At 71.1% G+C, this 26,471-nt stretch carries 22 protein-coding genes; 15 read left to right on the top strand and 7 right to left on the bottom strand.

All coding sequences use genetic code 11. The annotated features are described in order from the left end of the window. Positions 1-98: 98 nt before the first annotated feature. The 4 genes from ACIO5E_RS21210 (at position 99) to ACIO5E_RS21195 (ending at position 4,583) form a co-directional block, all read left to right on the top strand. Positions 99-407, top strand: a complete 309-nt coding sequence (locus tag ACIO5E_RS21210; protein ID WP_400669986.1) for a helix-turn-helix domain-containing protein — start codon at positions 99-101, stop codon at positions 405-407. 44 nt (positions 408-451) lie between these two features. Beyond that, the gene (gene uvrB / locus ACIO5E_RS21205) at positions 452-2,545 is read left to right on the top strand and encodes an excinuclease ABC subunit UvrB (protein ID WP_400669984.1); all 2,094 of its coding nucleotides are present in this window, start codon (positions 452-454) and stop codon (positions 2,543-2,545) included. Positions 2,546-2,808: 263 nt separating this feature from the next. Beyond that, positions 2,809-3,387: a TerD family protein gene (locus tag ACIO5E_RS21200; protein ID WP_400669982.1), complete on the top strand. Its 579-nt coding sequence runs from the start codon at positions 2,809-2,811 to the stop codon at positions 3,385-3,387. A 215-nt stretch (positions 3,388-3,602) separates the two neighbouring features. Then, positions 3,603-4,583, top strand: a complete 981-nt coding sequence (locus ACIO5E_RS21195; protein WP_400669979.1) for a TerC family protein — start codon at positions 3,603-3,605, stop codon at positions 4,581-4,583. Between the two features lie 64 nt (positions 4,584-4,647). On the opposite strand, the gene ACIO5E_RS21190 is transcribed toward ACIO5E_RS21195, so the two are convergent. After that, positions 4,648-5,301 (bottom strand): MBL fold metallo-hydrolase, encoded by a 654-nt coding sequence (locus tag ACIO5E_RS21190; RefSeq protein WP_400669976.1) that lies wholly within the window; start codon positions 5,299-5,301, stop codon positions 4,648-4,650. 48 nt (positions 5,302-5,349) lie between these two features. Continuing rightward, positions 5,350-6,096 (bottom strand): maleylpyruvate isomerase family mycothiol-dependent enzyme, encoded by a 747-nt coding sequence (locus tag ACIO5E_RS21185; protein ID WP_400669974.1) that lies wholly within the window; start codon positions 6,094-6,096, stop codon positions 5,350-5,352. A gap of 268 nt (positions 6,097-6,364) precedes the next feature. Between ACIO5E_RS21185 and uvrA the strand changes: the two genes are divergently transcribed. The 11 genes from uvrA to ACIO5E_RS21130 all read left to right on the top strand — a co-directional run bounded on the left by uvrA (position 6,365) and on the right by ACIO5E_RS21130 (position 19,376). Continuing rightward, positions 6,365-9,292, top strand: a complete 2,928-nt coding sequence (gene uvrA, locus ACIO5E_RS21180) for an excinuclease ABC subunit UvrA (RefSeq protein ID WP_400669972.1) — start codon at positions 6,365-6,367, stop codon at positions 9,290-9,292. Positions 9,293-9,413: 121 nt separating this feature from the next. Beyond that, the gene (locus ACIO5E_RS21175) at positions 9,414-9,857 is read left to right on the top strand and encodes a Rieske (2Fe-2S) protein (RefSeq protein WP_400669971.1); all 444 of its coding nucleotides are present in this window, start codon (positions 9,414-9,416) and stop codon (positions 9,855-9,857) included. A 51-nt stretch (positions 9,858-9,908) separates the two neighbouring features. Next, positions 9,909-11,972 carry an excinuclease ABC subunit UvrC gene (uvrC, locus tag ACIO5E_RS21170; protein WP_400669968.1) on the top strand — a complete coding sequence of 688 codons (2,064 nt, stop codon included), beginning with the start codon at positions 9,909-9,911 and terminating at the stop codon, positions 11,970-11,972. A 118-nt stretch (positions 11,973-12,090) separates the two neighbouring features. Next, positions 12,091-12,975, top strand: a complete 885-nt coding sequence (gene rapZ / locus ACIO5E_RS21165; RefSeq protein ID WP_400669965.1) for an RNase adapter RapZ — start codon at positions 12,091-12,093, stop codon at positions 12,973-12,975. A 63-nt stretch (positions 12,976-13,038) separates the two neighbouring features. Continuing rightward, positions 13,039-14,136, top strand: coding sequence for a uridine diphosphate-N-acetylglucosamine-binding protein YvcK (yvcK, locus tag ACIO5E_RS21160; RefSeq protein ID WP_280678319.1), 1,098 nt, complete (start codon positions 13,039-13,041; stop codon positions 14,134-14,136). Further along, the gene (whiA, locus tag ACIO5E_RS21155; RefSeq protein ID WP_280677996.1) at positions 14,127-15,107 is read left to right on the top strand and encodes a DNA-binding protein WhiA; all 981 of its coding nucleotides are present in this window, start codon (positions 14,127-14,129) and stop codon (positions 15,105-15,107) included. The genes yvcK and whiA overlap by 10 nt, the downstream gene beginning before the upstream one ends. Before the next feature lie 300 nt (positions 15,108-15,407). Then, positions 15,408-16,412 carry a type I glyceraldehyde-3-phosphate dehydrogenase gene (gap, locus tag ACIO5E_RS21150; RefSeq protein WP_280677998.1) on the top strand — a complete coding sequence of 335 codons (1,005 nt, stop codon included), beginning with the start codon at positions 15,408-15,410 and terminating at the stop codon, positions 16,410-16,412. A gap of 150 nt (positions 16,413-16,562) precedes the next feature. After that, positions 16,563-17,765 (top strand): phosphoglycerate kinase, encoded by a 1,203-nt coding sequence (locus tag ACIO5E_RS21145; RefSeq protein ID WP_400669962.1) that lies wholly within the window; start codon positions 16,563-16,565, stop codon positions 17,763-17,765. Between the two features lie 5 nt (positions 17,766-17,770). Further along, positions 17,771-18,556 carry a triose-phosphate isomerase gene (gene tpiA, locus ACIO5E_RS21140; RefSeq protein ID WP_400669959.1) on the top strand — a complete coding sequence of 262 codons (786 nt, stop codon included), beginning with the start codon at positions 17,771-17,773 and terminating at the stop codon, positions 18,554-18,556. A gap of 90 nt (positions 18,557-18,646) precedes the next feature. Next, positions 18,647-18,883: a preprotein translocase subunit SecG gene (secG, locus tag ACIO5E_RS21135; RefSeq protein ID WP_400669957.1), complete on the top strand. Its 237-nt coding sequence runs from the start codon at positions 18,647-18,649 to the stop codon at positions 18,881-18,883. A 205-nt stretch (positions 18,884-19,088) separates the two neighbouring features. Further along, positions 19,089-19,376, top strand: a complete 288-nt coding sequence (locus ACIO5E_RS21130) for an RNA polymerase-binding protein RbpA (protein WP_030308030.1) — start codon at positions 19,089-19,091, stop codon at positions 19,374-19,376. Between the two features lie 61 nt (positions 19,377-19,437). Here ACIO5E_RS21130 and pgl read toward each other — a convergent pair whose 3' ends face one another. The 5 genes from pgl to tkt form a co-directional block, all read right to left on the bottom strand. Further along, positions 19,438-20,226, bottom strand: a complete 789-nt coding sequence (gene pgl / locus ACIO5E_RS21125; protein ID WP_400669954.1) for a 6-phosphogluconolactonase — start codon at positions 20,224-20,226, stop codon at positions 19,438-19,440. Continuing rightward, positions 20,223-21,332, bottom strand: a complete 1,110-nt coding sequence (opcA, locus tag ACIO5E_RS21120) for a glucose-6-phosphate dehydrogenase assembly protein OpcA (protein WP_400669951.1) — start codon at positions 21,330-21,332, stop codon at positions 20,223-20,225. The genes pgl and opcA overlap by 4 nt, the downstream gene beginning before the upstream one ends. Further along, positions 21,329-22,843, bottom strand: coding sequence for a glucose-6-phosphate dehydrogenase (gene zwf, locus ACIO5E_RS21115; RefSeq protein WP_280678321.1), 1,515 nt, complete (start codon positions 22,841-22,843; stop codon positions 21,329-21,331). Before zwf ends, opcA begins: the two co-directional genes overlap by 4 nt. Before the next feature lie 106 nt (positions 22,844-22,949). After that, on the bottom strand, positions 22,950-24,089 hold the full coding sequence (gene tal, locus ACIO5E_RS21110) for a transaldolase (protein ID WP_400669948.1): 1,140 nt from the start codon (positions 24,087-24,089) through the stop codon (positions 22,950-22,952). A gap of 90 nt (positions 24,090-24,179) precedes the next feature. After that, positions 24,180-26,279: a transketolase gene (tkt, locus tag ACIO5E_RS21105; protein WP_400669945.1), complete on the bottom strand. Its 2,100-nt coding sequence runs from the start codon at positions 26,277-26,279 to the stop codon at positions 24,180-24,182. Positions 26,280-26,471 lie beyond the last annotated feature (192 nt).

Below are 26,471 nucleotides of genomic sequence, written 5' to 3'. Positions count from 1 at the left end.
GTCGGACGTTGCTCCCTCCTGGAACAGAGGAGGGGACGCATGGCCGGTGGCGGGTCCGTAGAGGGCTACTCGATCGAGATCGAACCCGAGGTGCGCGAGTGAGCAGCGGCTATCACACGCGGTGGGTCGTGCCGCCGGAGCATCGGGAGAGCGAGGAGTACCGGGCGGCCGGGCGGCGGATGGCGCTGGCCGAGGCCGTGTACGCCCGCCGGTCCGCTCTCGGCTGGACGCCCGCCGAGCTCGCAGAGCGTGCCGGGCTGGACGAGGAGACGGTCGAGAGCATCGAGGAGAGCGGCGTCGATCCGACGCTGCCGCTGATCGAGCGACTGGCCGCCGCCTTCGACTCCGTGGTCCGGATCGACCCCGCGCGCGAGCCCGCCATGAGGTTCGAGGCGCACGCGGCCTGAGCGGACCGGTGCCGCTTGTCAGTGATGGGTCGTACGGTGGACCCGTGCGACCCATCACGAGTATTGAGCGGTCAGTGGCGTCCTTCGAGGTCGTCAGTCCCTTCCAGCCGAACGGGGATCAGCCGGCGGCGATCGCCGAGTTGGAGCGGCGGATCAAGGGCGGCGAGAAGGACGTCGTCCTGCTCGGTGCCACCGGTACCGGGAAGTCGGCCACCACGGCCTGGATGATCGAGCGGCTGCAGCGGCCCACCCTGGTGATGGCGCCGAACAAGACGCTGGCCGCCCAGCTGGCCAACGAGTTCCGCGAGCTGCTGCCGAACAACGCGGTCGAGTACTTCGTCTCGTACTACGACTACTACCAGCCCGAGGCGTACGTCCCGCAGACGGACACCTACATCGAGAAGGACTCCTCGATCAACGAGGAGGTCGAGCGGCTGCGGCATTCGGCGACCAACTCACTGCTGACCCGGCGGGACGTGGTGGTGGTCGCGTCGGTGTCCTGCATCTACGGCCTCGGCACCCCGCAGGAGTACGTGGACCGGATGGTGCCGCTGAAGGTCGGCCAGGAGATCGACCGGGACGTCCTGCTGCGCCGCTTCGTGGACATCCAGTACGCGCGCAACGACGTGGCGTTCACCCGGGGCACCTTCCGGGTCCGCGGTGACACCATCGAGATCTTCCCGGTCTACGAGGAGCTGGCCGTCCGGATCGAGATGTTCGGCGACGAGATCGAGGCGCTGTACACCCTGCACCCGCTCACCGGCGAGATCATCAGCCAGGACGAGTCGGTGTACGTCTTCCCCGCCTCGCACTACGTGGCCGGTCCGGAGCGCATGGAGCGGGCGATCACCGGCATCGAGGAGGAGCTGGAGGGGACGCTCGCCAGGCTGGAGAAGCAGGGCAAGCTGCTGGAGGCCCAGCGGCTGCGGATGCGCACCACCTACGACATCGAGATGCTGCGCCAGATCGGCACCTGCTCGGGCGTCGAGAACTACTCGATGCACTTCGACGACCGCGAGCCGGGCTCCCCGCCGAACACCCTGCTCGACTACTTCCCGGAGGACTTCCTCCTGGTCATCGACGAGTCGCACGTCACCGTCCCGCAGATCGGCGCGATGTACGAGGGCGACGCCTCGCGCAAGCGCACCCTGGTCGAGCACGGCTTCCGGCTGCCCTCCGCGATGGACAACCGCCCGCTGAAGTGGGAGGAGTTCCTGGAGCGGACCGACCAGACGGTGTACCTGTCGGCGACGCCGGGCCCGTACGAGCTGTCCCGCGGCGACGGCCAGGTCGAGCAGATCATCCGCCCGACCGGCCTGATCGACCCGGAGGTGATCGTCAAGCCGACCGAGGGCCAGATCGACGACCTGGTGCACGAGGTCCGCCTGCGGGTCGAGCGGGACGAGCGCGTCCTGGTCACCACGCTGACCAAGAAGATGGCCGAGGACCTCACCGACTACATGCTCGGCCTGGACATCCGGGTCCGGTACCTGCACAGCGACGTGGACACCCTGCGCCGGGTGGAGCTGCTGCGCGAGCTGCGGGCGGGCCGGTACGACGTGCTGGTCGGCATCAACCTGCTGCGCGAGGGCCTGGACCTGCCCGAGGTGTCGCTGGTGGCGATCCTGGACGCGGACAAGGAGGGCTTCCTGCGCTCCGGCACCTCGCTGATCCAGACGATCGGGCGCGCCGCCCGCAACGTCTCCGGCCAGGTGCACATGTACGCGGATCGGATCACCCCGTCGATGGAGAAGGCGATCGACGAGACCAACCGCCGCCGGGCCGTGCAGCAGGCCTACAACAAGAAGCACGGGATCGACCCGCAGCCGCTGCGGAAGAAGATCGGCGACATCCTGGACACCCTCGCCCGCGAGGACGTGGACACCGACGAGCTGCTCTCCACCGGCTACCGCGGGGCCGCGTCGAAGGGCAAGGCGCCGGTGCCGGCTCTGGGCATCGAGCGCAAGCAGGGCGAGAGCCGGCCGGCCACCGAGCTGGCGGAGCTGATCCAGTCGATGACGGAGCGGATGCACGCGGCCGCCGCCGACCTCCAGTTCGAGGTCGCGGCCCGGCTGCGCGACGAGGTGAAGGAGCTGAAGAAGGAGCTGCGCCAGATGCGGGAGGCGGGCGTGGCCTGAGTGGGGCGCAGGGGCCGCCGGGGGTCGTCGGTCCGCCGGGCCGGTGTGACACCGGTCAAGCCCGGCGCTGTCTCAGCCTTGCCACAAAGCGGCGAACGCCGGGGGAAGCAGGGTTCCGCAGGCCCTAGGCTGGCCTGCGGCATCGACCTCGGGACGGGGCGGTGCGGCAGCAACAGGGGGCCTCAGCCGGGGGACGGCACGGGGTGTTCCACCGTGGTGCCGCGCGGGGACCGACCGCGCGGCCGGGCAGAGAGGACAACGCCGTGTCGGTGAACCTTGCCAAGGGCCAGCGGGTCAGTCTCCAGAAGGGGCCCGGCGGTACGCTCACCGTGGTCCGGATGGGGCTCGGCTGGCAGGCCGCGCCCAAGCGGGGCCTGTTCGGCAGCCGGACCAGGACGATCGACCTGGACGCCTCGGCGCTCCTGTACGCCGAGAAGACCCCGTCCGACGTGGTGTTCTTCCAGCACCTGGAGAGCACGGACGGTTCCGTCCGGCACACCGGGGACAACCTGGAGGGCGGCTCCGGCGCGGAGGACGACGAGGCGATCCTGGTGGACCTGCTGCACGTGCCGCCGCACATCACCCAGGTGGTGTTCACGGTGAGCTCGTACACCGGGCAGACCTTCGCGGAGGTGCAGAACGCGCACTGCCGGCTGGTGGACGAGACCACGGGCGAGGAGCTGGCCCGGTACGAGCTGGCCGGGGGAGGGCCGCACACCGGGCAGATCATGGCGAAGGTGTTCCGTGACGGGTCCGGCGGCTGGGAGATGCAGGCGATCGGCGCGCCGGCCAAGGGGCGGACCTTCCAGGACCTGCTCCCGGCGATCGAGCCGTACCTCTGACGGTTCTTTACCTTCTTTACCTTTCTTTGGGCTTCCTGTTACTCTCGATGGCAGCGGAGGGGAGTATTCCCCTGCAGTTGTCCCGTCATCACGGGTGCCCACGAGCGGCGCCCCGGGGCGCTGGTCCGTGCGGACGCCCCGGAGCGGGCCCGGCGGGCGGAAGAGACCTCCGGCAGTGACGATGACTGTCTCGCCTACCTGCCGGAGGAGCAGTAGTGGACGTTTCCGTAGCCATGTGGGTCACCACGATCGGTGTGCTGATCGCACTGATCGTGGCGGACTTCTTCATCGGGGGGCGCAAGCCGCACGAGGTCTCGATCAAGGAGGCCGGGATCTGGACCGCGGTCTGGATCGTGCTGGCGTTGATCTTCGGCGGGTTCCTCTGGTGGCACTCCGGCGCGCAGCCGGCCGGTGAGTTCTTCGCCGGTTACATCACCGAGAAGTCGCTCAGTGTCGACAACCTCTTCGTGTTCATCCTGATCATGGGCAAGTTCGCGGTGCCGAGGATCTACCAGCAGCGCGTGCTGATGTTCGGTGTGATCATCGCACTGGTGCTGCGGGCGGTGTTCATCGCTGGCGGCGCGGCGCTGGTCTCCGAGTTCTCCTGGGTGTTCTTCATCTTCGGCGCCTTCCTGATCTGGACGGCCTGGAAGCTGATCAAGGAGGCCAGGGCCGGCGAGGAGGACGAGGAGTTCGAGGAGAACCGCCTGCTCAAGTCGATCGAGCAGCGCTTCCCGTCCACCGACAGGTACCACGGCACCAAGCTCTTCATCCGGGAGAACGGCCGCCGGCTGATGACCCCGATGCTGATCGTGATGCTGGCGATCGGCACCACGGACGTGCTGTTCGCGCTGGACTCCATCCCGGCGATCTTCGGCCTCACCCAGGACCCGTACATCGTCTTCACCGCCAACGCCTTCGCCCTGATGGGCCTGCGCCAGCTGTACTTCCTGATCGGCGGCCTGCTGAAGAAGCTGGTCCACCTGTCGTACGGCCTGTCGGTGATCCTCGGCTTCATCGGCGTGAAGCTGGTGCTGCACGCGGCGCACGAGGCGGGCGCGAACGTGCCGGAGATCGGCATCCCGCTCTCGCTGGGCGTCATCGTGGTCGTGCTGGCCGTCACCACGGTCACCAGCCTGACGGCCTCGAAGAAGCGGGAGCGGGCCGAGCGCGAGGCCGAGAAGCTGGACGCCTGAGCCCGTTGACGGCCGAGGCCCCCGTGACCGCTGACGGTCGCGGGGGCCTCGGCCGTGTCCGGGTTCACCAGCCGCGCTCGCGCCACTCGTCGAGGTGCGGGCGCTCGGCGCCGAGGGTGGTGTCGTTGCCGTGGCCGGGGTAGACCCAGGCCTCGTCCGGCAGCACGTCGAAGAGCTTCCCGGTGACGTCCCGGAAGAGGCTCTCGAAGGCCGCCGGATCGCCCCAGGTGTTGCCGACGCCGCCCGGGAAGAGGCAGTCGCCGGTGAACACGTGCGGGTGGCCCTGCGGGTCGTCGTAGACCAGCACGATCGCGCCGGGGGTGTGCCCGACCAGGTGCCGGACGGTGAGCTCGACCTGGCCGACCCGCAGCCGGTCGCCGTCCGCGAGCAGCAGCTCGGTGGGCACGCCGATGCCCTCGGCGTCGTGGGCACCGGCGGCGGTGCGGGCGCCGGTGGTGGCGACCACCTCGGCGAGCGCGCCCCAGTGGTCGTGGTGCCGGTGGGTGGTGACCACCGTGGCCAGTTCGTCGCCGATGCTCTCCAGCAGCGTCGGGGCGTCGGCGGCCGCGTCGATCAGCAGCTGCTCGTCGGTGGCCCGGCAGCGCAGCAGGTAGGCGTTGTTGTCGTACGGGCCCACGGCCACCTTGGTGATGATCAGGTGGGCCAGCTCGCGCACGTCCGGCGGTCCGCCGACCTTGACCGCTCCGTGGTACGTCATCCGTCCGCTCCTCGTCCGACTGCAGGGGTCAGGATCATCGTCCCGCCGTCAGCCCATGGGGGGAAGCTGGGGGAGCGCGGTGTCGGGGGTGCGACGCAGGCCGTCGCCGTCGGAGCGGCCGGAGAGCCAGGCCAGCAGGGCGCGGACGGGGCCCTCGACGGTCAGGGCGGGCTCGCCCTCGCCGATCGTGCCGCGGTCCTCGGTGTCGTCGGCGACGAGCCGGACGGCGGGCAGCCCGGCGTGGCCGGCCAGCCCGGCGGCGAGCCTGCCAAACTCGGCCACCGCGAACGCCTCCGGCCACTGCGCGGGGGTGTAGCCGGCGGCCAGGTCGACGTGGTGGTACTCGACCTCGGCGAGGCGCTTCCACGGGATGTCGGAGGCCGGGAAGACGTAGCCGGTGCGGTGGCGGACCTCGACCGTCCAGGCCTCGCCGGTCATCGGCGCGGCCGCCGCGGCGAAGCGCTGGTGGCTGGCCGCCAGGTCGGCCAGCTGGACGTCCACCGGGCGGGGCGCGTCGTCCTCGATCTGCCGGTCGCGGGCCTCGGTGCTGGCGTACTGCGGGATGTCGGTGCCGGTGCGGGCGCCGTTCAGCAGGTTGACCAGGGAGTCGGCATTGCGGGCGATGTGGGCCAGCACGTGGCCCCTGGTCCAGCCGGGCAGCGCGGAGGGCTCGGCGACGGCCGCGGGCTTCAGCTCGGACACGGTGTGCAGCAGGTGCCGGGTGCTCTCCTCGACCAGGCCCAGCCGCTCGGTGGCGAGGGCGGCGGAGGCGGCGGCGGTCTGCGGGTCGGTCATCGGATCGGCCTTCTGTGGGAGACGGCGCGTTGCCCGCACGGGGCTTCGCTCGTTGACCAGCTGACGCTACCGCCGAATCCGGCCGCTGAGCAGGGCCTTTTTCGGTCCGGGTGCGGACGGTCCGAGGGGCGCCCTCACTCGTTCGGGTGGACTCCACTGGACAAGGTCGATATTCGAACGCCTGAGCTATAGGCTGGCTGCCGCATCCTGGAAGAAGTACCGAATCTCACCGCAAGCCCTCTCGCCCCGGAGAAAGGCGCCAGAAGCAGTGGCCGACCGCCTCATCGTCCGCGGTGCTCGCGAGCACAACCTCAAGAACATCTCGCTCGACCTGCCCCGCGACTCCCTCATCGTCTTCACGGGCCTCTCCGGCTCCGGCAAGTCCTCGCTCGCCTTCGACACGATCTTCGCCGAGGGCCAGCGCCGCTACGTCGAGTCGTTGTCGTCCTACGCCCGTCAGTTCCTCGGGCAGATGGACAAGCCCGACGTGGACTTCATCGAAGGCCTCTCACCGGCCGTCTCGATCGACCAGAAGTCCACCAACCGCAACCCCCGTTCGACCGTCGGCACCATCACCGAGGTCTACGACTACCTGCGCCTGCTGTTCGCCCGGATCGGCAAGCCGCACTGCCCGCACTGCGCCCGCCCGATCGCCAAGCAGTCGCCGCAGGCGATCGTCGACAAGGTGCTGGAGCTCGCCGAGGGCACCCGTTTCCAGGTGCTCAGCCCCGTGGTGCGCGAGCGCAAGGGCGAGTTCGTCGACCTCTTCGCCGACCTCCAGTCCAAGGGCTACTCGCGCGCCCGGGTGGACGGCGAGACGATCCAGCTCGCCGAGCCGCCGAAGCTCAAGAAGCAGGAGAAGCACACCGTCGAGGTGGTCGTCGACCGCCTGACCGTCAAGGAGAGCGCCAAGCGGCGGCTCACCGACTCGGTGGAGACGGCGCTGCGGCTGTCCGGCGGCATGGTCGTGCTCGACTTCGTCGACCTTCCCGAGGACGACGCGGAGCGCGAGCGGATGTACTCCGAGCACCTCTACTGCCCGTACGACGACGTGTCGTTCGAGGAGCTGGAGCCGCGCTCGTTCTCCTTCAACTCGCCGTTCGGCGCCTGCCCGGACTGCTCGGGCCTGGGCAACCGGATGGAGGTGGACCCGGAGCTGGTCATCCCCGATCCGGAGCGCTCGCTGGAGGAGGGCGCGATCCACCCGTGGTCGGCCGGCCACGCCAAGGAGTACTTCCAGCGCCTGATCGACGCGCTCGCCGAGGAACTGGGCTTCCGCACCGACATCCCGTGGGCCGGGCTGCCCGCCCGGGCCAAGAAGGCGCTGCTGTACGGGCACAAGCACCAGGTGCAGGTCCGCTACCGCAACCGCTTCGGCCGCGAGCGCTCGTACAGCACCGGCTTCGAGGGCGCCGTCCCGTTCATCCAGCGCCGGCACACCGAGGCGGAGAGCGACAGCAGCCGCGAGCGCTTCGAGGGCTACATGCGCGAGGTGCCCTGCCCGACCTGCGACGGCACCCGGCTCAAGCCGGTGGTGCTCGCGGTCACCGTCGAGGACCGCTCGATCGCCGACGTCTCGGCGATGTCGATCAGCGACTGCGCCGAGTTCCTGGGCGCGATGAAGCTCAACGACCGGGACAAGCAGATCGCCGAGCGCGTCCTCAAGGAGGTCAACGAGCGGCTGCGCTTCCTGGTCGACGTCGGCCTGGACTACCTCTCGCTGAACCGCGCGGCCGGCACCCTGTCCGGCGGCGAGGCCCAGCGGATCCGGCTGGCCACCCAGATCGGCTCCGGCCTGGTCGGCGTGCTGTACGTGCTGGACGAGCCGTCCATCGGCCTGCACCAGCGGGACAACCACCGGCTGATCGAGACGCTGGTGCGGCTGCGCGACATCGGCAACACCCTGATCGTGGTCGAGCACGACGAGGACACCATCAAGACGGCGGACTGGGTGGTCGACATCGGCCCGGGCGCCGGCGAGCACGGCGGCAAGGTGGTGCACTCCGGTTCGCTGAAGCAGCTGCTGACCAACAAGGAGTCGCTGACCGGCCAGTACCTCTCCGGCAAGCGGTCCATCCCGATCCCGGCCGGCCGCCGCGACCGGGACAAGAAGCGCCAGCTGACCGTCCACGGCGCCCGCGAGCACAACCTCAAGGACGTCACGGTCGGCTTCCCGCTCGGCACCTTCACCGCGATCACCGGTGTTTCCGGCTCCGGCAAGTCGACGCTGGTCAACGACATCCTCTACACCCACCTCGCCCGGGAGCTGAACGGCGCCCGCAGCGTGCCCGGCCGGCACACCCGGATCACCGGCACCGACCTGGTGGACAAGGTGGTGCACGTCGACCAGTCGCCGATCGGGCGCACCCCGCGCTCCAACCCGGCCACCTACACCGGGGTGTTCGACCACGTCCGCCGGCTCTTCGCGGAGACGCAGGAGGCGAAGGTCCGCGGCTACCTGCCGGGCCGGTTCTCCTTCAACGTCAAGGGCGGCCGCTGCGAGAACTGCTCGGGCGACGGCACCATCAAGATCGAGATGAACTTCCTGCCGGACGTCTACGTGCCGTGCGAGGTCTGCCACGGCGCCCGGTACAACCGGGAGACGCTGGAGGTGCACTACAAGGGCAAGTCCATCTCCGAGGTGCTGGACATGCCGATCGAGGAGGCGCTGGCCTTCTTCGAGGCCGTCCCGGCGATCGCCCGGCACCTCAGGACGCTCAACGACGTCGGCCTCGGCTACGTCCGGCTCGGCCAGTCCGCGCCGACGCTGTCCGGCGGCGAGGCGCAGCGCGTCAAGCTCGCCTCCGAGCTGCAGAAGCGCTCCACCGGGCGGACGGTCTACGTGCTGGACGAGCCCACCACCGGCCTGCACTTCGAGGACATCAGCAAGCTGATCAAGGTGCTCAGCGGGCTGGTGGAGAAGGGCAACACGGTGATCGTCATCGAGCACAACCTCGATGTGATCAAGACCGCCGACTGGGTCGTCGACATGGGCCCCGAGGGCGGCTCCGGCGGTGGCACGGTGGTCGCCGAGGGCACCCCGGAGCAGATCGCGGCCGTCCCGGAGAGCCACACCGGCAAGTTCCTGCGGGACATCCTGCCGGGCGGGTTCGCGGACGCCCCGGTCGCCGCCCCGACCAGGACGCGGGCCAAGGTGGCCGCCCCGCGCAAGCGGGCCGCCGCAGCGAAGAAGTAGAGCCGCAGCGAAGAAGTACGGCCGACACCGCCCCGCCGCTCCCGTCCCCGGGAACGGCGGGGTGTGTGCCGCATAGACTTCCGACGTCCCACGCAGCACGCCGAACCGCAGGAGCGCACCGATGTCAGAGGCCCCCGAGACGAGCCCCGCCACCTCCCGCCGCACCCTGCTCTGCGGGGCCGCGGCCGTCCTCGCGACCGGCGGCGCGGTGGCGGTCACCGGCTGCGGTTCCGCCACGAGTTCCTCCGGCGCGAGCACCGCCGCCAAGGGTCCGGTGGACCTCGGCCCGGCCTCGGCGGTGCCCGAGGGCGGCGGCAAGGTCTTCCGCGAGCAGAAGATCGTCGTGACCCAGCCGGCCGCCGGGGAGTACAAGGCCTTCAGCGCCAAGTGCACCCACGCCGGCTGCATCGTCGACCAGGTGAAGAACCAGCAGATCCAGTGCCCCTGCCACGGCAGCCGGTTCGCCATCACCGACGGCGCCGTCCAGGACGGCCCGGCCCCCAGCCCGCTGCCCGCCTACACCGTCACGGTCGACGGCGGGAACCTCAAGGTGACCCCGAGCTGAAGCAGTTGATCTCCCCTCCGCAGCCCCGGCCCCACTCGGTACGGTGGACTCATGGCTGACCCGAGCACCTACCGGCCGGCGCCGGGCGCGATCCCGACCTCGCCGGGCGTCTACAAGTTCCGTGACGCCCACGGCCGGGTCATCTACGTCGGCAAGGCCAAGAGCCTGCGGCCGCGCCTGTCGTCCTACTTCCAGGATCTGGCGGGCCTGCACCCGCGCACCGCGACGATGGTCACCACGGCCGCCTCGGTGGAGTGGACGGTGGTGGCCACCGAGGTCGAGGCGCTCCAGCTGGAGTACTCCTGGATCAAGGAGTTCGACCCGCGGTTCAACGTCAAGTACCGCGACGACAAGAGCTATCCGGAGCTCGCCGTCACCCTGAACGAGGAGTACCCGCGGGTCCAGGTGATGCGCGGGGCGCACAAGAAGGGCGTGCGCTACTTCGGCCCGTACGGGCACGCCTGGGCGATCCGCGAGACGGTCGACCTGCTGTTGCGCGTCTTCCCCGTCCGCACCTGCTCCAACGGCGTGTTCAAGCGCGCCCGGCAGATCGGCCGGCCCTGCCTGCTCGGCTACATCGGCAAGTGCGCCGCGCCCTGCGTCGGCAAGGTCACGCCGGACGAACACCGGGCACTGGCCGAGGACTTCTGCGACTTCATGGCCGGGCGCACCGGCAACTACCTGCGCCGGCTCGAAGAGCAGATGCGGGAGGCCGCCGAGGAGATGGAGTACGAGAAGGCGGCCCGGCTGCGGGACGACATCGGCGCCCTCAAGCGCGCGATGGAGAAGAACGCCATCGTGCTCGCCGACGCCACCGACGCCGACCTGCTGGCCGTCGCCGAGGACGAACTGGAGGCCGCCGTCCAGATCTTCCACGTCCGCGGCGGCCGGGTGCGCGGCCAGCGCGGCTGGGTCACCGACAAGGTCGAGGACGTCGACACCGCCGCCCTGGTCGAGCACGCCCTCCAGCAGCTCTACGGCGGCGCCGGGCAGGACGAGCGCAACGAGTCCGTCCCGCGCGAGGTGCTGGTCCCGGCGCTGCCCGAGCCGGCCGGTCCGGTCCGGGAGTGGCTGAGCGGCCTGCGCGGCAGCCAGGTCGACCTGCGCATCCCGCAGCGCGGCGACAAGAAGGACCTGATGACCACCGTGCAGCGCAACGCCCAGCAGGCGCTGGCGCTGCACAAGACCAAGCGCGCCTCCGACCTCACCACCCGCAGCCGCGCCCTGCAGGAGATCGCCGACGCGCTGGAGCTGGACTCGGTGCCGTTGCGCATCGAGTGCTTCGACATCTCCCACCTCCAGGGCGAGGACGTGGTCGCCTCGATGGTCGTCTTCGAGGACGGCCTGGCCCGCAAGAGCGAGTACCGGCGCTTCCAGATCAAGGGCTTCGAGGGCCAGGACGACGTCCGCTCGATGCACGAGGTGATCGGCCGGCGCTTCCGCCGCTACCTCCAGGAGCGCGAGCAGACCGGTGAGTGGGTCGTCCCCGAGGCCGACGACCCGGGCGCCGCCGACGGCACCGTGGCCCCGGCCGGCCCGATCGACCCGGAGACGGGCCGTCCGCGCCGCTTCGCCTACCCGCCGCAGCTGCTGGTCGTCGACGGCGGCCAGCCACAGGTCGCCGCCGCCAAACGCGCCCTGGACGAACTCGGCATCGACGACGTCGCGCTGTGCGGCCTGGCCAAGCGCCTGGAGGAGGTCTGGCTGCCCGGTGAGGACGACCCGGTGGTGCTGCCGCGCTCCAGCGAGGGCCTCTACCTGCTCCAGCGGGTCCGCGACGAGGCCCACCGCTTCGCGATCACGTACCAGCGCAGCAAGCGTTCCAAGCGACTCACCGCCGGGGAGCTGGACTCCGTCCCGGGCCTCGGCGAGACTCGCCGCCAGGCGCTGCTCAAGCACTTCGGCTCGCTGAAGAGGCTCCGGGCCGCCACCGTCGACGAACTCTGCGCCGTACCCGGCATCGGACGCCGCACGGCGGAGACTGTTGCGGCGGCGTTGTCGTCCCGTACACCCGCCGCCCCCGCGGTGAACACCGCGACCGGCGAGATCATCGGGGACGGGGACGAGCCGGTGGCCGCAGCACCCCAGACCGCACCATCCCAGGAGACGCCATGACGGCCGACGTCGCCCGTCGGGCGGCGCGCCCCACTCCCGCCCGCCTGTCCGGGCAGGGGAAGGGCGGCCGTGCCCTGCGCGTTCTCCCCAGCAGAAAGACCGAGAGCGGGGAACCGAAGTGACCGTGTCAGACGTGGCCGAGAACGCGCCGGAGCTGGTGATCATCTCCGGCATGTCCGGAGCCGGCCGCTCCACCGCCGCGAAGTGCCTGGAGGACCTGGGCTGGTTCGTGGTGGACAACCTGCCGCCGGCCCTGATCCCGACCATGGTCGACCTGGGCGCACGCTCCCAGGGCAACGTCGCCCGGATCGGCGTGGTCGTGGACGTCCGGGGCCGCCAGTTCTTCGACGACCTGCTCACCTCGCTCGACGAGCTGGAGAAGCGCGGCGTCCGGCTCAGCGTGGTGTTCCTGGACTCCTCCGACGACGCGCTGGTGCGCCGCTTCGAGAGCGTGCGCCGCCCGCACCCGCTGCAGGCCGACGGCCGGATCGTCGACGGCATCGCCCAGGAGCGCGACCTGCTGCGCGACCTGCGCGGCGAGGCCGACCTGGTGATCGACACCTCCAACCTCAACGTGCACCAGCTGCGCGCCAAGCTGGACGCCCAGTTCGCCGACCACGACGAGCCCGAGCTGCGCGCCACCGTGATGTCCTTCGGCTTCAAGTACGGCCTGCCGGTCGACGCCGACCTGGTGGTGGACTGCCGCTTCCTGCCCAACCCGCACTGGGTGCCCGAGCTGCGCGCCCGCACCGGCACCGACGCGGACGTCGCCGACTACGTGTTCCAGCAGCCCGGCGCCAACGAGTTCCTGAACGGCTACGCGGAGCTGCTGCGCATCATCACCGAGGGGTACCGCCGCGAGGGGAAGCGCTACATGACGCTTGCCGTAGGCTGCACCGGTGGCAAGCACCGCAGCGTCGCGATGTCCGAGCGCCTGACCAAGCGTCTCATCGCCGACGGAGTGGAGACGGTGCTCGTCCACCGTGACATGGGACGGGAGTGACCGCCGCCTCCTAGCCGGGTCGCCGGCGGGGCCGGTGGCGGCGGCGAGGAACGCGAGGTGAGTGTGGCGGGATACGTGCCCGGGCGGCAGCCGCAGAACAGGAGTGCCGACCGGGCGGGTGGCCCGGCCCGGCCGCCGGCCCCGAGCCGGCCGCGCAGCAGCCCCGCCCGGGCCAATCCGGCCCCCCGGATCACCGCGCTCGGCGGCGGCCAGGGCCTGTCCGCCTCGCTCTCCGCGCTGCGCCGGCTCACCAGCGACCTGACCGCCGTGGTCACCGTCGCCGACGACGGCGGCTCCAGCGGCCGGCTGCGCACCGAGCTGGGGGTGCTGCCCCCCGGCGACCTGCGCAAGGCGCTGGCCGCGCTGTGCGGGGACGACGACTGGGGCCGCACCTGGTCCGAGGTGATCCAGCAGCGCTTCACCGGCACCGGCGAGCTGGGCGGCCACGCCGTCGGCAACCTGCTGATCGTCGCGCTCTGGGAGAAGCTCGGCGACCCGGTCGCGGCCCTGGACTGGGTCGGCCGGCTGCTGAACGTCCAGGGACGGGTGCTGCCGATGTCGGCGGTGCCGCTGGACATCGAGGCGACCGTGCGCGGCCACGACCCGGAGCGCCCCGGCGAGGTGACGGCCGTCCGCGGCCAGGCCAGCGTAGCGGTCACGCCCGGCACCGTGCAGTCGATCCGGCTGCTGCCGGACGGGCCGCCGGCCGTCCCGGAGGCGGTCACCGCCGTCCGGGAGGCGGACTGGGTGGTGCTCGGGCCCGGCTCCTGGTTCACCAGCGTGCTGCCGCACCTGCTGGTGCCGGAGCTGGCCAAGGCGCTCACCGAGACCCGCGCCCGCCGCCTGCTCACCCTGAACCTGGCCCCCCAGCCCGGCGAGACCGAGGGCTTCACCCCGCAGCGCCACCTGGAGGTCATCGCCGACCACGCCCCCGGCCTCGCGGTGGATGCGATCCTGGTGGACGAGCGCGCCGTCACCGGCGGCGCCTTCGGCCAGGCGGACCTGGCCGGGCTGGAGAAGGCCGCCGAGCGGATGGGCGCCGCCCTGGTGCTCGGCCGGGTGGCCCGCACCGACGGCACCCCGCGACACGACCCGGAGCTGTTGGCGGCCGCGTACGACCGGATTTTCCGGACACATGGAAGGATCGGGCCATGGCGATGACTCCAGCGGTGAAGGACGAGATCAGCCGGCTCCCGGTCACCCGGGCCTGCTGCCGCAAGGCGGAGGTGTCGGCGATCCTGCGGTTCGCGGGCGGGCTGCACATCGTGAGCGGCCGCATCGTGATCGAGGCGGAGCTGGACACCGGCGCGGCTGCGCGCCGGCTGCGCAAGGACCTGCTGGAGATCTTCGGACACTCCTCCGACCTCGTGGTGATGGCCCCCGGCGGACTGCGGCGCGGCAGCCGCTTCGTCGTCCGGGTGGTCAAGGACGGCGAACTGCTCGCGCGCCAGACCGGCCTCGTGGACGGCCGCGGCCGACCGATCCGGGGGCTGCCCCCGGCGGTCGTCTCCGGGGCCACCTGCGACGCCGAGGCGGCCTGGCGCGGGGCCTTCCTGGCCCACGGCTCGCTCACCGAGCCGGGTCGCTCCTCCTCGCTGGAGATCACCTGCCCCGGCTCCGAGGCCGCGCTCGCCCTGGTCGGCGCGGCCCGCCGGCTCGGCATCCCGGCCAAGGCCCGCGAGGTGCGCGGCGTGGACCGGGTGGTGATCCGCGACGGCGACGCGATCGGCGCGCTGCTGACCCGGCTCGGCGCGCACGAGTCGGTGCTCGCCTGGGAGGAACGCCGGATGCGGCGCGAGGTCCGGGCCACCGCCAACCGCCTGGCCAACTTCGACGACGCCAACCTGCGCCGCTCGGCCCGCGCCGCGGTGGCGGCCGGCGCCCGGGTGGCCCGGGCGCTGGAGATCCTCGGCGACGAGGTGCCCGACCACCTGGCCGCGGCCGGCCAGCTGCGGATGCAGCACAAGCAGGCCTCGCTGGAGGAGCTGGGCGCACTTGCCGACCCGCCGCTGACCAAGGACGCGGTGGCCGGCCGGATCCGCCGCCTGCTGGCGATGGCGGACAAGCGCGCCTCCGAGCTCGGCCTGCCGAGCACCGAGGCCAACCTGACCGACGAGATGGCGATGAACTGACCGCCACGCTGCGTGACTGATTCGCGGCCGGTGTCCGGATTCCGGGCACCGGCCGCCGTTGTCTCCGGACGGGGTGCCCGGACGCGCCCGGGCATCGAAATTGGTAGAGACCACTGGGCCGGGACCAACTGCCCTGACGGCCAAGGACGGTCGGCCTGATTTCGCGCCACGCCAGGTCGTCGCACGTGGCGCGATGTGCCCTCCCAGGCGTAGGAGGGGTAGGGTCATAGGCGGTCGGGGACTTCCCAAATCTCACCCCCGTCGGCTTAGCTCCGGCGTACCTAACGAGGAGATCGGTTCGTGACGATCCGGGTAGGCATCAACGGATTCGGCCGCATCGGCCGCAACTTCTTCCGCGCGGTCAAGGCGCAGGGCGCGGACATCGAGATCGTCGGTGTCAACGACCTGACTGACACGAAGACCCTGGCTCACCTGCTCAAGTACGACACCACCCTGGGCACCTTCCCGGGCACGGTCTCGCACACCGAGGACAGCATCACCGTCGACGGCAAGACCTTCCAGGTCACCGCCGAGCGTGACCCCGCCAACCTGCCGTGGGCCGCCCTGGGCGCCGACATCGTCGTCGAGTCCACCGGCATCTTCACCAAGGCCGAGGCGGCCAAGAAGCACCTCGCCGCCGGCGCCAAGAAGGTCATCATCTCGGCGCCCGCCACCGACGAGGACGTCACCATCGTGATGGGCGTCAACGACGACAAGTACGACGCCGCGAACCACACGATCATCTCCAACGCCTCCTGCACCACCAACTGTGTGGCGCCGATGGCCAAGGTGCTGAACGAGAGCTTCGGCATCGTCAAGGGTCTGATGACCACCGTCCACGCGTTCACCAACGACCAGGTGACCCTGGACTTCCCGCACAAGGACCTGCGCCGCGCCCGCGCCGCGTCGCAGAACATCATCCCGACCTCGACCGGTGCCGCCAAGGCGACCGCCCTGGTCCTGCCGGAGCTCAAGGGCAAGCTGGACGGCACCTCGCTGCGCGTCCCGGTCCCGACCGGTTCCATCACGGACCTGGTCGTCACCCTGGAGCGCGAGGTCACCAAGGACGAGGTCAACGCCGCGTTCCAGAAGGCCGCGGAGGGCCCGCTCAAGGGCATCCTGGCCTACACCGAGGACCCGATCGTCTCCTCGGACATCGTCAACGACCCGGCCTCCTGCATCTTCGACTCCCAGCTCACCATGGTCCAGGGCAACCAGGTCAAGGTGCTCGGTTGGTACGACAACGAGTGGGGCTACTCGAACCGCCTCGTCAACCTGACCTCCCTCGTCGGCGGCCAGCTCTGACGCAGCGGGAGCTGACGTGATGTAGGGGCGAGGGCCCGGCTGGCGCACTGTGCCGACCGGGCCCTCGTTCTGCGCACAAGGACTTCTCAGGCGGCCCCTGCGCCGTGCCGCCTCTGCGCACCAACCATCTCCCCAGGAGAGCCAATCCCCGTGAAGACCATCGAAGACCTCGACGTCGCCGGCAAGCGCGTGTTCGTCCGCGCGGACCTGAACGTCCCGCTGTCGGACGGCCGGATCACCGACGACGGCCGGATCCGCGCCGTCGCCCCGACCATCGCCAAGCTCGTCGAGCGCGGCGCCCGGGTCGTCGTCGCCTCCCATCTCGGCCGTCCCAAGGGCGCGCCGGACCCGCAGTTCTCCCTCGCGCCGGTGGCCGGCCGCCTCGGCGAGATCCTCGGCAAGCCGGTCGCCTTCGCGACCGACACCGTCGGCGACAGCGCCACGGCGACCGTCGCCGCGCTGGGCGACGGCGAGGTCGCGCTGCTGGAGAACCTGCGCTTCAACGCCGGTGAGACCAGCAAGGACGACGCCGAGCGCGGCGCCTTCGCCGATCAGCTGGCCACCCTCGCCGACCTGTACGTCGGCGACGGCTTCGGTGCGGTGCACCGCAAGCACGCCTCGGTGTTCGACCTGCCGCAGCGCCTGCCGCACGCCGCCGGCGACCTGATCGCCACCGAGGTCGGCGTGCTGAAGAAGCTCACCGACGAGGTCGCGCGCCCGTACGTGGTCGTGCTCGGCGGTGCCAAGGTCTCCGACAAGCTCGGCGTGATCGACAACCTGCTGAAGAAGGCCGACCGGATCCTGATCGGCGGCGGCATGGCGTACACCTTCCTCGCGGCCAAGGGCCACGAGGTCGGCATCTCGCTGCTTCAGGAAGACCAGAAGGGCAGGTGCCTGGAGTACCTGGCGGAGGCGGAGAAGCGCGGCGTCGAGTTCGTGCTGCCGGTGGACGTCCTGGTCTCCAAGGACTTCCCCGACCTCAAGACGAAGGCGCCGGCGGACTTCGGGACCGTCGCCGCGGACGCCATCCCGGCCGACCAGGAGGGCCTGGACATCGGCCCGAAGACCCGTGAGCTGTTCGCCGCGAAGCTGGCGGACGCCGGGACGGTCTTCTGGAACGGCCCGATGGGCGTCTTCGAGCACCCGGACTACGCCAACGGCACCAAGGCCGTCGCGCAGGCCCTGCTCGACAGCCCCGGCTTCACCGTGGTCGGCGGTGGCGACTCCGCCGCGGCCGTCCGCATCCTGGGCTTCGACGAGAACGCATTCGGACACATCTCGACCGGCGGTGGCGCCAGCCTCGAGTACCTGGAGGGCAAGACCCTCCCCGGTCTCGCCGCCCTGGAAGGCTGAAAGCAATGACTGAGCGTCTCCCGCTGATGGCGGGCAACTGGAAGATGAACCTCAACCACCTTGAGGCCATCCAGCACACCCAGAAGCTGGCCTTCGCGCTGGCCGACAAGGACTACGAGGCCGTCGAGGTCGCCGTCCTGGTCCCGTTCACCGACCTGCGCTCGGTGCAGACCCTGGTCGACGGCGACAAGCTGAAGATCAAGTACGGCTCGCAGGACATCTCGCAGCACGACTCCGGTGCCTACACCGGCGAGGTCTCCGGCCCGATGCTGGCCAAGTTGAAGTGCACCTTCGCGGTGATCGGCCACTCGGAGCGCCGCCAGTACCACGGCGAGGGCGAGGAGATCGTCAACGCCAAGGTGAAGGCCGCCTACCGGGCCGGGATCACCCCGATCCTGTGCATCGGCGAGCCGCTGGACATCCGCAAGGCCGGCACCCACGTCGAGTACACCCTGGCCCAGCTGGACGGCGCCCTGGCGGACATCCCGGCCCACCAGGCCGAGTCCATCGTGGTCGCCTACGAGCCGGTCTGGGCGATCGGCACCGGCGAGGTGGCCACCCCGGAGGACGCGCAGGAGGTCTGCGCCGCCATCCGCCGGCGGATCGCCGAGCTGTACGACGCCGAGCTGGCCGACAAGGTCCGTGTCCTGTACGGCGGTTCGGTGAAGTCGTCGAGCGCGGCCGGTCTGATGGCCAAGCCCGACATCGACGGCGGCCTGATCGGCGGTGCCTCGCTGGACGCCGACGAGTTCGTCAAGATCGTGCGCTACCGTGAGCAGGCAGTAGGCTAACGCCTCCGCAGCAACGTAGGCTTTGGGGCCGGACCGCCGTAAGCGGCCCGGCCCCGTCGCCGAAGAAGATACGAGAGAGTTGGTCCCGTCGTGGTTCTCGGGTTCTCGATTGCCCTGATCATCTTCAGTCTGCTGATGATCCTGCTGGTGCTGCTGCACAAGGGGAAGGGCGGCGGCCTGTCGGACATGTTCGGTGGCGGCGCGATGTCCACCGGCGGCGGTTCGGCGGTGGCCGAGCGCAACCTGGACCGCATCACGATCGTGGTCGGTCTCGGCTGGTTCGCCTGCATCATCGTGCTGGGCCTGGTGCTGAAGTACAAGAGCTGACGTAACCCTGACGCCCCGTCGCCCGAGCGCCTATCCTGGGACGGTCGGGGGCGGAGGCGATGGCGGTGGACGCTTAACTCCTGCTTACACTAGGACGACTTTCGCCACCGACGCGCACCGCGGCGGGTCGGCGCACCAGCACGCAGGGAGTCAGACCGTGGCAAGTGGCAACGCCATCCGTGGCAGCAGGGTCGGAGCGGGCCCGATGGGTGAGGCGGAGCGCGGCGAGTCCGCCCCGCGCAACCGGATCTCCTTCTGGTGTGCCAACAAGCACGAGACCCGGCCGAGCTTTGCCGCCGAGGCCGTCATCCCGGACACCTGGGACTGCCCGCGGTGCGGCTTCCCCGCCGGCCAGGACGAGCACAACCCGCCCGCGCCCTCGCGCAACGAGCCGTACAAGACCCACCTCGCCTACGTCCGCGAGCGGCGCACCGACGCCGACGGCGAGGCGATCCTCGCCGAGGCGCTGGCCAAGCTGCGCGGCGAGATCTGACCCTGACGACCGAAGGGCGCCACCGTCGACGACGGTGGCGCCCTTCGGCGTTCGCCGGCTGCTAAGCCGAGGCCGGCGGGTACAGCTGGGGTGGGATCTGCTCCGCCGCGGCCCGGTCCAGCAGCCACAGGGTGCGGCTGCGGCCGTACGCGCCGGAGGCGGGCGCCTGGAGCTCGCCGGGACCGGACAGGGCCATCGCGACCGCGCCCGCCTTGTCCTCGCCGGCCGCCAGCAGCCAGACCTCGCGGGCCGTCCGGATCGCCGGGAGGGTGAGCGAGATCCGGGTCGGCGGGGGCTTGGGGGCCCCGCGCACGCCGATCACGGTCAGCTCGGTCTCCCGCACGCCCGGGTGCTCCGGGAAGAGCGAGGCGACGTGGGTGTCCGGGCCGACGCCGAGCAGCAGCACGTCGAAGGCCGGGACGCCGAGCCGGTCGCCCGGGCCGGCCGCCTTCGCCAGCTCCTCCGCGTAGCGGGCGGCGGCGGCCTCCACGTCCGAGCCGTCCACACCGTCCGAGGCGGGCATCTCGTGCACCCGCGCCGGGTCGAGCGGGACGGAGTCCAGCAGTTCGGCGCGGGCCTGGACGGCGTTGCGCTCGGGGTCCCCGGCGGGGACGAAGCGCTCGTCGCCCCACCAGAGGTCCAGCCGCGCCCAGTCGACCGCGTCGCGCGCCGGGGAGGCGGCGATCGCGGCCAGCAGGGCGTTGCCGTTGCGTCCGCCGGTGAGCACCACCGAGGCGGCGCCGCGGGCGGCCTGGGCGTCCACGATCCGGGTGATCAGCCGGGCCGCGGCCGCCTGGGCCATCAGCTCCTTGTCCCGGTGGACGACCAGCTGCGGGGTGGCGGCGGTCATGCGCTCCCCTTGGCGGCACGCTTGGCGGGCTTCTTGACCGGGGCCTCCTCCGCCGCCTCGTCGGCCGACGCCGCGCCCTCGGCGGTGACCTTGGCGGTCACCCGGGCGGGGTTGGCCACCGCGGCCTCGGCGGCCGCCGCGCGGGCGACCCGCTCGGCCGCCGTCGTCTCGGCGTTGACCGGCTCGCGCAGCTGCTCGACGGGCGTGCGCACGGCCGTCGCGTAGATGTCGTCCGGGTCGAGCCGGCGCAGTTCCTCGGCGATCAGCTCCGAGGTCTCGCGCCGCTTGAGCGCGACCTGGCGGTCCGGGGAGCCGGGCATGCAGAGCGTGCCCATCAGGCCGTCCGGGCGGTCCAGGGTGATGTCGCCGTCCTTGGTGCGCAGGTGCACCGCGGTGATGCCGGGGCCGCCGGTGACGACCCGCTCGACCGGCACGTGCAGCCGGTTGTGCAGCCAGAGGCCGAGCAGTTCGACGCTGGGGTTGTAGGACTCGCCCTCGACCGCCGCGGAGGTGATCGTGGCCGGGCGCTGGTCCAGCGCGGCGGCCAGCATCGAGCGCCAGCCGGTGATCCGGGTCCAGGCCAGGTCGGTGTCGCCCGGGGTGTAGCTCTGGGCCCGCTGGGCGAGCTGGCCGACCGGGGACTCGGCGGTGACCGCGTCGGTGATCCGGCGCTGGGCGAGCGCGCCCAGCGGGTCCTGCGCCGGGTGCAGCGGCGCGTTGTCGGGCCACCAGACGACGACCGGGGCGTCCGGCAGCAGCAGCGGCAGGACCACCGACTGGGCGTGCGCGGCGAGTTCGCCGTGCATGCGCAGGATGACCGTTTCGCCGGAGCCGGCGTCGGTGCCGACCAGGATCTCGGCGTCCAGCCGGGTCTCGGCGCGGGCCCGGGGCGAGCGCCCGGCGCGCTTGATCACCGCGAGGGTGCGCGAGGGGTGCTCGCGGGAGGCGTCGTTGGCGGCCTTGAGGGCGTCGTACGCGCTGCCCTCGTCGGTCACGATCACCAGGGTGAGCACCATGCCGGCGGCGGTGGAGCCGCTGGCCCGACGCGCCTCCATCAGCGCGGCGTTGATCTTGCTGGACGTCGTGTTGGTGAGGTCGATCTTCATGGCCGGCGCCAGCTCCTGCCGTCTCGTGCGAGCATCTCGTCCGCCTCGACGGGGCCCCAGGTCCCCGCCGCGTACTGGGCGGGCTTGCCGTGGGTGTCCCAGTACCTCTCGATCGGGTCGAGGATCTGCCAGGAGAGCTCGACCTCCTGGTGGCGCGGGAACAGGTTGGCGTCGCCGAGCAGCACGTCGAGGATGAGCCGCTCGTACGCCTCCGGGCTGGACTCGGTGAAGGACTCGCCGTACGCGAAGTCCATCGTGACGTCCCGGACCTCGAAGGAGGTGCCCGGCACCTTGGAGCCGAACCGCACCGTCACGCCCTCGTCCGGCTGGACCCGGATGACCAGGGCGTTCTGCCCCAGCTCCTCGGTCGCGTAGGAGTCGAACGGCAGGTACGGGGCGCGCTGGAAGACCACCGCGATCTCGGTGACCCGGCGGCCCAGCCGCTTGCCGGTGCGCAGGTAGAACGGAACTCCCGCCCAGCGGCGGTTGTTGATCTCCAGCTTGATCGCCGCGTAGGTGTCGGTCTTGGAGTCCGGGTTGATGCCGTCCTCGTCCAGGTATCCGACCACCTCCTCGCCGCCCTGCCAGCCGGCCGCGTACTGGCCGCGCACGGTGTGCCGGCCGAGGTCGGTCGGGAGCTTGACGGCGCTGAGCACCTTGAGCTTCTCGGCCACCAGCGCCTTCGGGTGGAAGGACGCCGGCTCCTCGATGGCGGTGAGCGCCATCAGCTGGAGCAGGTGGTTCTGGATGACGTCGCGGGCGGAGCCGATGCCGTCGTAGTAGCCGGCCCGGCCGCCGATGCCGATGTCCTCGGCCATGGTGATCTGCACGTGGTCGACGTACGACCGGTTCCAGATCGGCTCGAACATCTGGTTGGCGAAGCGCAGCGCCAGGATGTTCTGGACCGTCTCCTTGCCCAGGTAGTGGTCGATCCGGAAGACCTCGTCCCGGGGGAAGACCTCGTGGACGATCCGGTTCAGCTCCTGGGCGCTCTCCAGGTCGTGGCCGAAGGGCTTCTCGATGACGGCGCGGCGCCAGGAGCCCTGCGGCGGGTCGGCCAGGCCGTGCTTCTTGAGCTGCTGGACGACGGTCGGGAAGAACTTCGGTGGGACGGACAGGTAGAAGGCGAAGTTTCCGCCGGTGCCCTGCGCCTTGTCGAGCTCCTGGATGGTCTCGCGCAGCTTGTCGAAGGCGTCGTCGTCGTCGAACGTGCCGTGGACGAAGCGCATGCCCTTGGCGAGCTGCTGCCAGACCTCCTCCCGGAACGGGGTCCGGGCGTGGTCCTTGACCGCGTCGTGGACCTCCTTGGCGAAGTCCTCGTCGTCCCACTCGCGGCGGGCGAAGCCGACGAGCGAGAAGCCCGGCGGCAGCAGGCCGCGGTTGGCCAGGTCGTAGATGGCCGGCATGAGCTTCTTGCGGGAGAGGTCGCCGGTGACTCCGAAGATGACCAGCCCCGACGGCCCCGCGATGCGCGGGAGCCGTCGGTCGGCCGGGTCACGAAGCGGGTTGATCGGCGCCGGCGGGAGGTCGTCCGCGTCCGACTCCGATGTCAACTCGGGGAAATCAGTGCTCACTTGATGGGCTCCGCTTTCGTGCGCTGGCTGTGTGAGCGAACGGTCACTTCTCGTCGGCGAAGGAGGCGAGCGAGGCGGTGACGGTGTCGAGCAGCTCGTTCCAGGACTGCTCGAACTTCTCCACGCCCTCGTCCTCCAGCACCTGGACCACGTCGTCGTAGTCCACGCCGGCGGCGGTGATGGCGTCCATCACGGCCTTGGCGTCGGCGTAGTTGGGGACGATGGTGCCGCCGGTGACCACGCCGTGGTCGGCGGTGGCCTCCAGGGTGGCCTCGGGCATGGTGTTCACCGTGCCGGGGGCGACCAGCTCGGTGACGTACAGGGTGTCCGGCAGGGCCGGGTCCTTGACGCCGGTGGAGGCCCACAGCGGGCGCTGCGGCTTGGCGCCGGCGGCCTCCAGGGAACGCCAGCGGGCGCCGCCGGCGGTCTTGCCGTCGACCGAGCCGAAGACCTCCTCGTACGCCTGGTAGGCGAGGCGGGCGTTGGCCAGGGCGGCCTTGGAGCGCAGGTTCTTCGCCTCGCCGCCGATCTTGTCCAGGCGCTTGTCGATCTCGGTGTCCACGCGGGAGACGAAGAACGAGGCGACCGACTCGATCTGGGAGAGGTCCAGGCCCTTGGCCTTGGCGGCCTCCAGGCCGGTCAGGTAGGCGTCGATGACGGCCTTGTAGCGCTCCAGCGAGAAGATCAGCGTGACGTTGACGCTGATGCCCCGGCCGATCACCTCGCTGATCGCCGGCAGGCCGGCCTTGGTGGCGGGGATCTTGATGAAGACGTTCGGGCGGTCGACCAGCCACCACAGCTGCTTGGCCTCGGCCACGGTGGCCGCGGTCTCGTGGGCCAGGCGCGGGTCGACCTCGATGGAGACCCGGCCGTCGCGGCCGTTGGAGGCGTCGTAGACCGGGCGCAGCACGTCGGCCGCGTCGCGCACGTCCGAGGTGGTGATCATGCGGACGGCCTCGTCGGTGGTGACCTTGCGGACGGCGAGGTCGCGCAGCTGGCCGTCGTAGGAGCTGTCGCCGCCGCCGATGGCCTTCTGGAAGATGGTCGGGTTGGTGGTGACACCCACCACGTGCTTGTTCTGCACCAGCTCGGCGAGGTTGCCGGTGTTCAGCCGCTTGCGGCTGAGGTCGTCCAGCCAGATCGCCACGCCTTCGTCGCTGAGGCGCTTCAATGCGTCAGTCATGGTGCTTCAGTCCTTTTTTCCGCTGTCTTCGTGGGGTAGTCGGAGGGGCCGTGTGCCCGCGTGCGGGCGGGCACACGGCCCGAGGAGGCGTCAGCGGTTGACGGCCTCAAGGGAGCGGAGGGCGTTGTGCGCCTCGGCCACCACGCGCTCGGCGGTCAGGCCGAACTCCTCGAACAGCACCTTGTAGTCGGCGGAGGCGCCGAAGTGCTCCAGCGACACGATCCGGCCGTGGTCGCCGACCAGCTCGCGCCAGCCCTGCCCGATGCCGGCCTCGACCGACACCCGGGCCTTGACCGACGGCGGCAGCACGCTGTCGCGGTAGGCCTGGTCCTGCTCCTGGAACCACTCGAAGGACGGCACCGAGACCACCCGGGCGGCGATGCCCTCGGCCTCCAGCACCTCGCGGGCCTTGACGGCCAGCTGGACCTCGGAGCCGGTGCCCAGCAGGATCACCTGCGGGTCGCCGGTGGAGGCCTCGGCCAGGATGTAGGCGCCCTTGGCGGTGCCCTCGGCGGAGCCGAAGACCTCGCGGTCGAAGGTCGGGACGTTCTGGCGGGTGAGCGCGAGGCCGACCGGGCCGGGGTGGCTGGTCTGGCGCTCGATGACGGTGCGCCAGGCGACGGCCGTCTCGTTGGCGTCGGCCGGGCGGACCATGGCCAGGCCCGGGATGGCGCGCAGCGAGGCCAGGTGCTCGACCGGCTGGTGGGTCGGGCCGTCCTCGCCGAGGCCGATCGAGTCGTGCGTCCAGACGTAGGTGACCGGCAGCTTCATCAGCGCGGCCAGGCGGACGGCCGGGCGCATGTAGTCGGCGAAGACCAGGAAGGTGCCGCCGTACACGCGGGTCCTGCCGTGCAGCGCGATGCCGTTCATGGTCGAGCCCATGGCGTGCTCGCGGATGCCGAAGTGGATCGTCCGGCCGTACGGGCTGGCGCTCTTCAGCGGGTTGCCCTCGGGCAGGAACGAGCTGTCCTCGTCGATGGTGGTGAGGTTGGACTCCGCGAGGTCGGCCGAGCCGCCCCACAGCTCCGGGATCACCGCGCCGATCGCCTTGAGGGTCTCGCCGGAGGCCTTGCGGGTGGCGACGTCCTTACCGGCCGGGAAGGACGGGACGGCCTTCTTCCAGCCCTCGGGCAGCTCGCCGGCCTGGATGCGGTCGAACTCGGCGGCGCGGTGCGGGTTGGCGGCGCGCCAGGCCTCCAGGGACTGCTCCCACCCGGTGCGGACGGCCTTGCCGCGCTTGATCACCTCGCGGGCGTGCTCGATCACCCGGTCGTCGACCTCGAAGGTCTTCTCCGGGTCGAAGCCCAGGACCTTCTTGGTGGCGGCGATCTCGGCGGCGCCGAGCGCGGAGCCGTGCGCCTTGGCGGTGTTCTGGGCGTCCGGGGCCGGCCAGGCGATGATCGTGCGCATCGCGATGATCGACGGGCGACCGGTCTCGGCCTTGGCCGCGGCCAGCGCGTCGGCCAGGGCGGCCACGTCGATGTCGCCGTTGGACTTCGGGGTGACCCGCTGGACGTGCCAGCCGTACGCCTCGTAGCGCTTGAGGACGTCCTCGGAGAAGGCGGTCTCGGTGTCGCCCTCGATCGAGATGTGGTTGTCGTCGTACAGGGCGACCAGGTTGCCCAGCTTCTGGTGGCCGGCCAGCGAGGAGGCCTCGGCGGAGATGCCCTCCTCCAGGTCGCCGTCGGAGACGATGGCCCAGACGGTGTGGTCGAAGGGAGACTCGCCGGCCGGGGCGTCCGGGTCGAACAGGCCTCGCTCGTAGCGGGCGGCCATCGCCATGCCGACCGCGTTGGCGATGCCCTGGCCGAGCGGGCCGGTGGTGGTCTCCACGCCCGCGGTGTGGCCGTGCTCCGGGTGGCCCGGGGTGCGGCTGCCCGCGACGCGGAAGGCCTTCAGGTCGTCGAGCTCCAGGCCGTAGCCCGAGAGGTACAGCTGGGTGTAGAGGGTCAGGCTGGTGTGCCCCGGGGACAGCACGAACCGGTCGCGGCCGACCCAGGAGGGGTCGGTCGGGTCGTGGCGCAGGAACCGCTGGAAGATCAGGTACGCGGCCGGGGCCAGCGACATGGCCGTCCCGGGGTGTCCGTTGCCGACCTTCTGGACGGCGTCCATGGCCAGAACCCGCGCTGTGTCAACCGTGCGCTCATCCAGTTCGGACCACTCGAATGCGTTCGTCGGCGTCGTGCTCACCCTGTCTCAGGGCTCCTTCCGTTGTGAAGAGTGACCCCGTGAATGGGGACCGGGTCGGCCACGGCGCTGTGGTCTCGACGCTGGGTGGTGCCGGTCACGGAGGGTAGATCCCGCTTCTGCGTGCGAGCCTACCGTCCGGGCCGGGGCTCACCCTCCGTGCTGGGACAACCAGGAAATCCGTATGGTGATTCC

The sequence above is a fragment of the Kitasatospora sp. NPDC087314 genome, assembly GCF_044744365.1.
In the GTDB taxonomy this organism is placed as follows: Bacteria; Actinomycetota; Actinomycetes; order Streptomycetales; family Streptomycetaceae; genus Kitasatospora.
The sequence above is the reverse complement of the archived record's forward strand: the minus strand, read 5'-3'. Positions and strand labels throughout refer to the sequence as shown.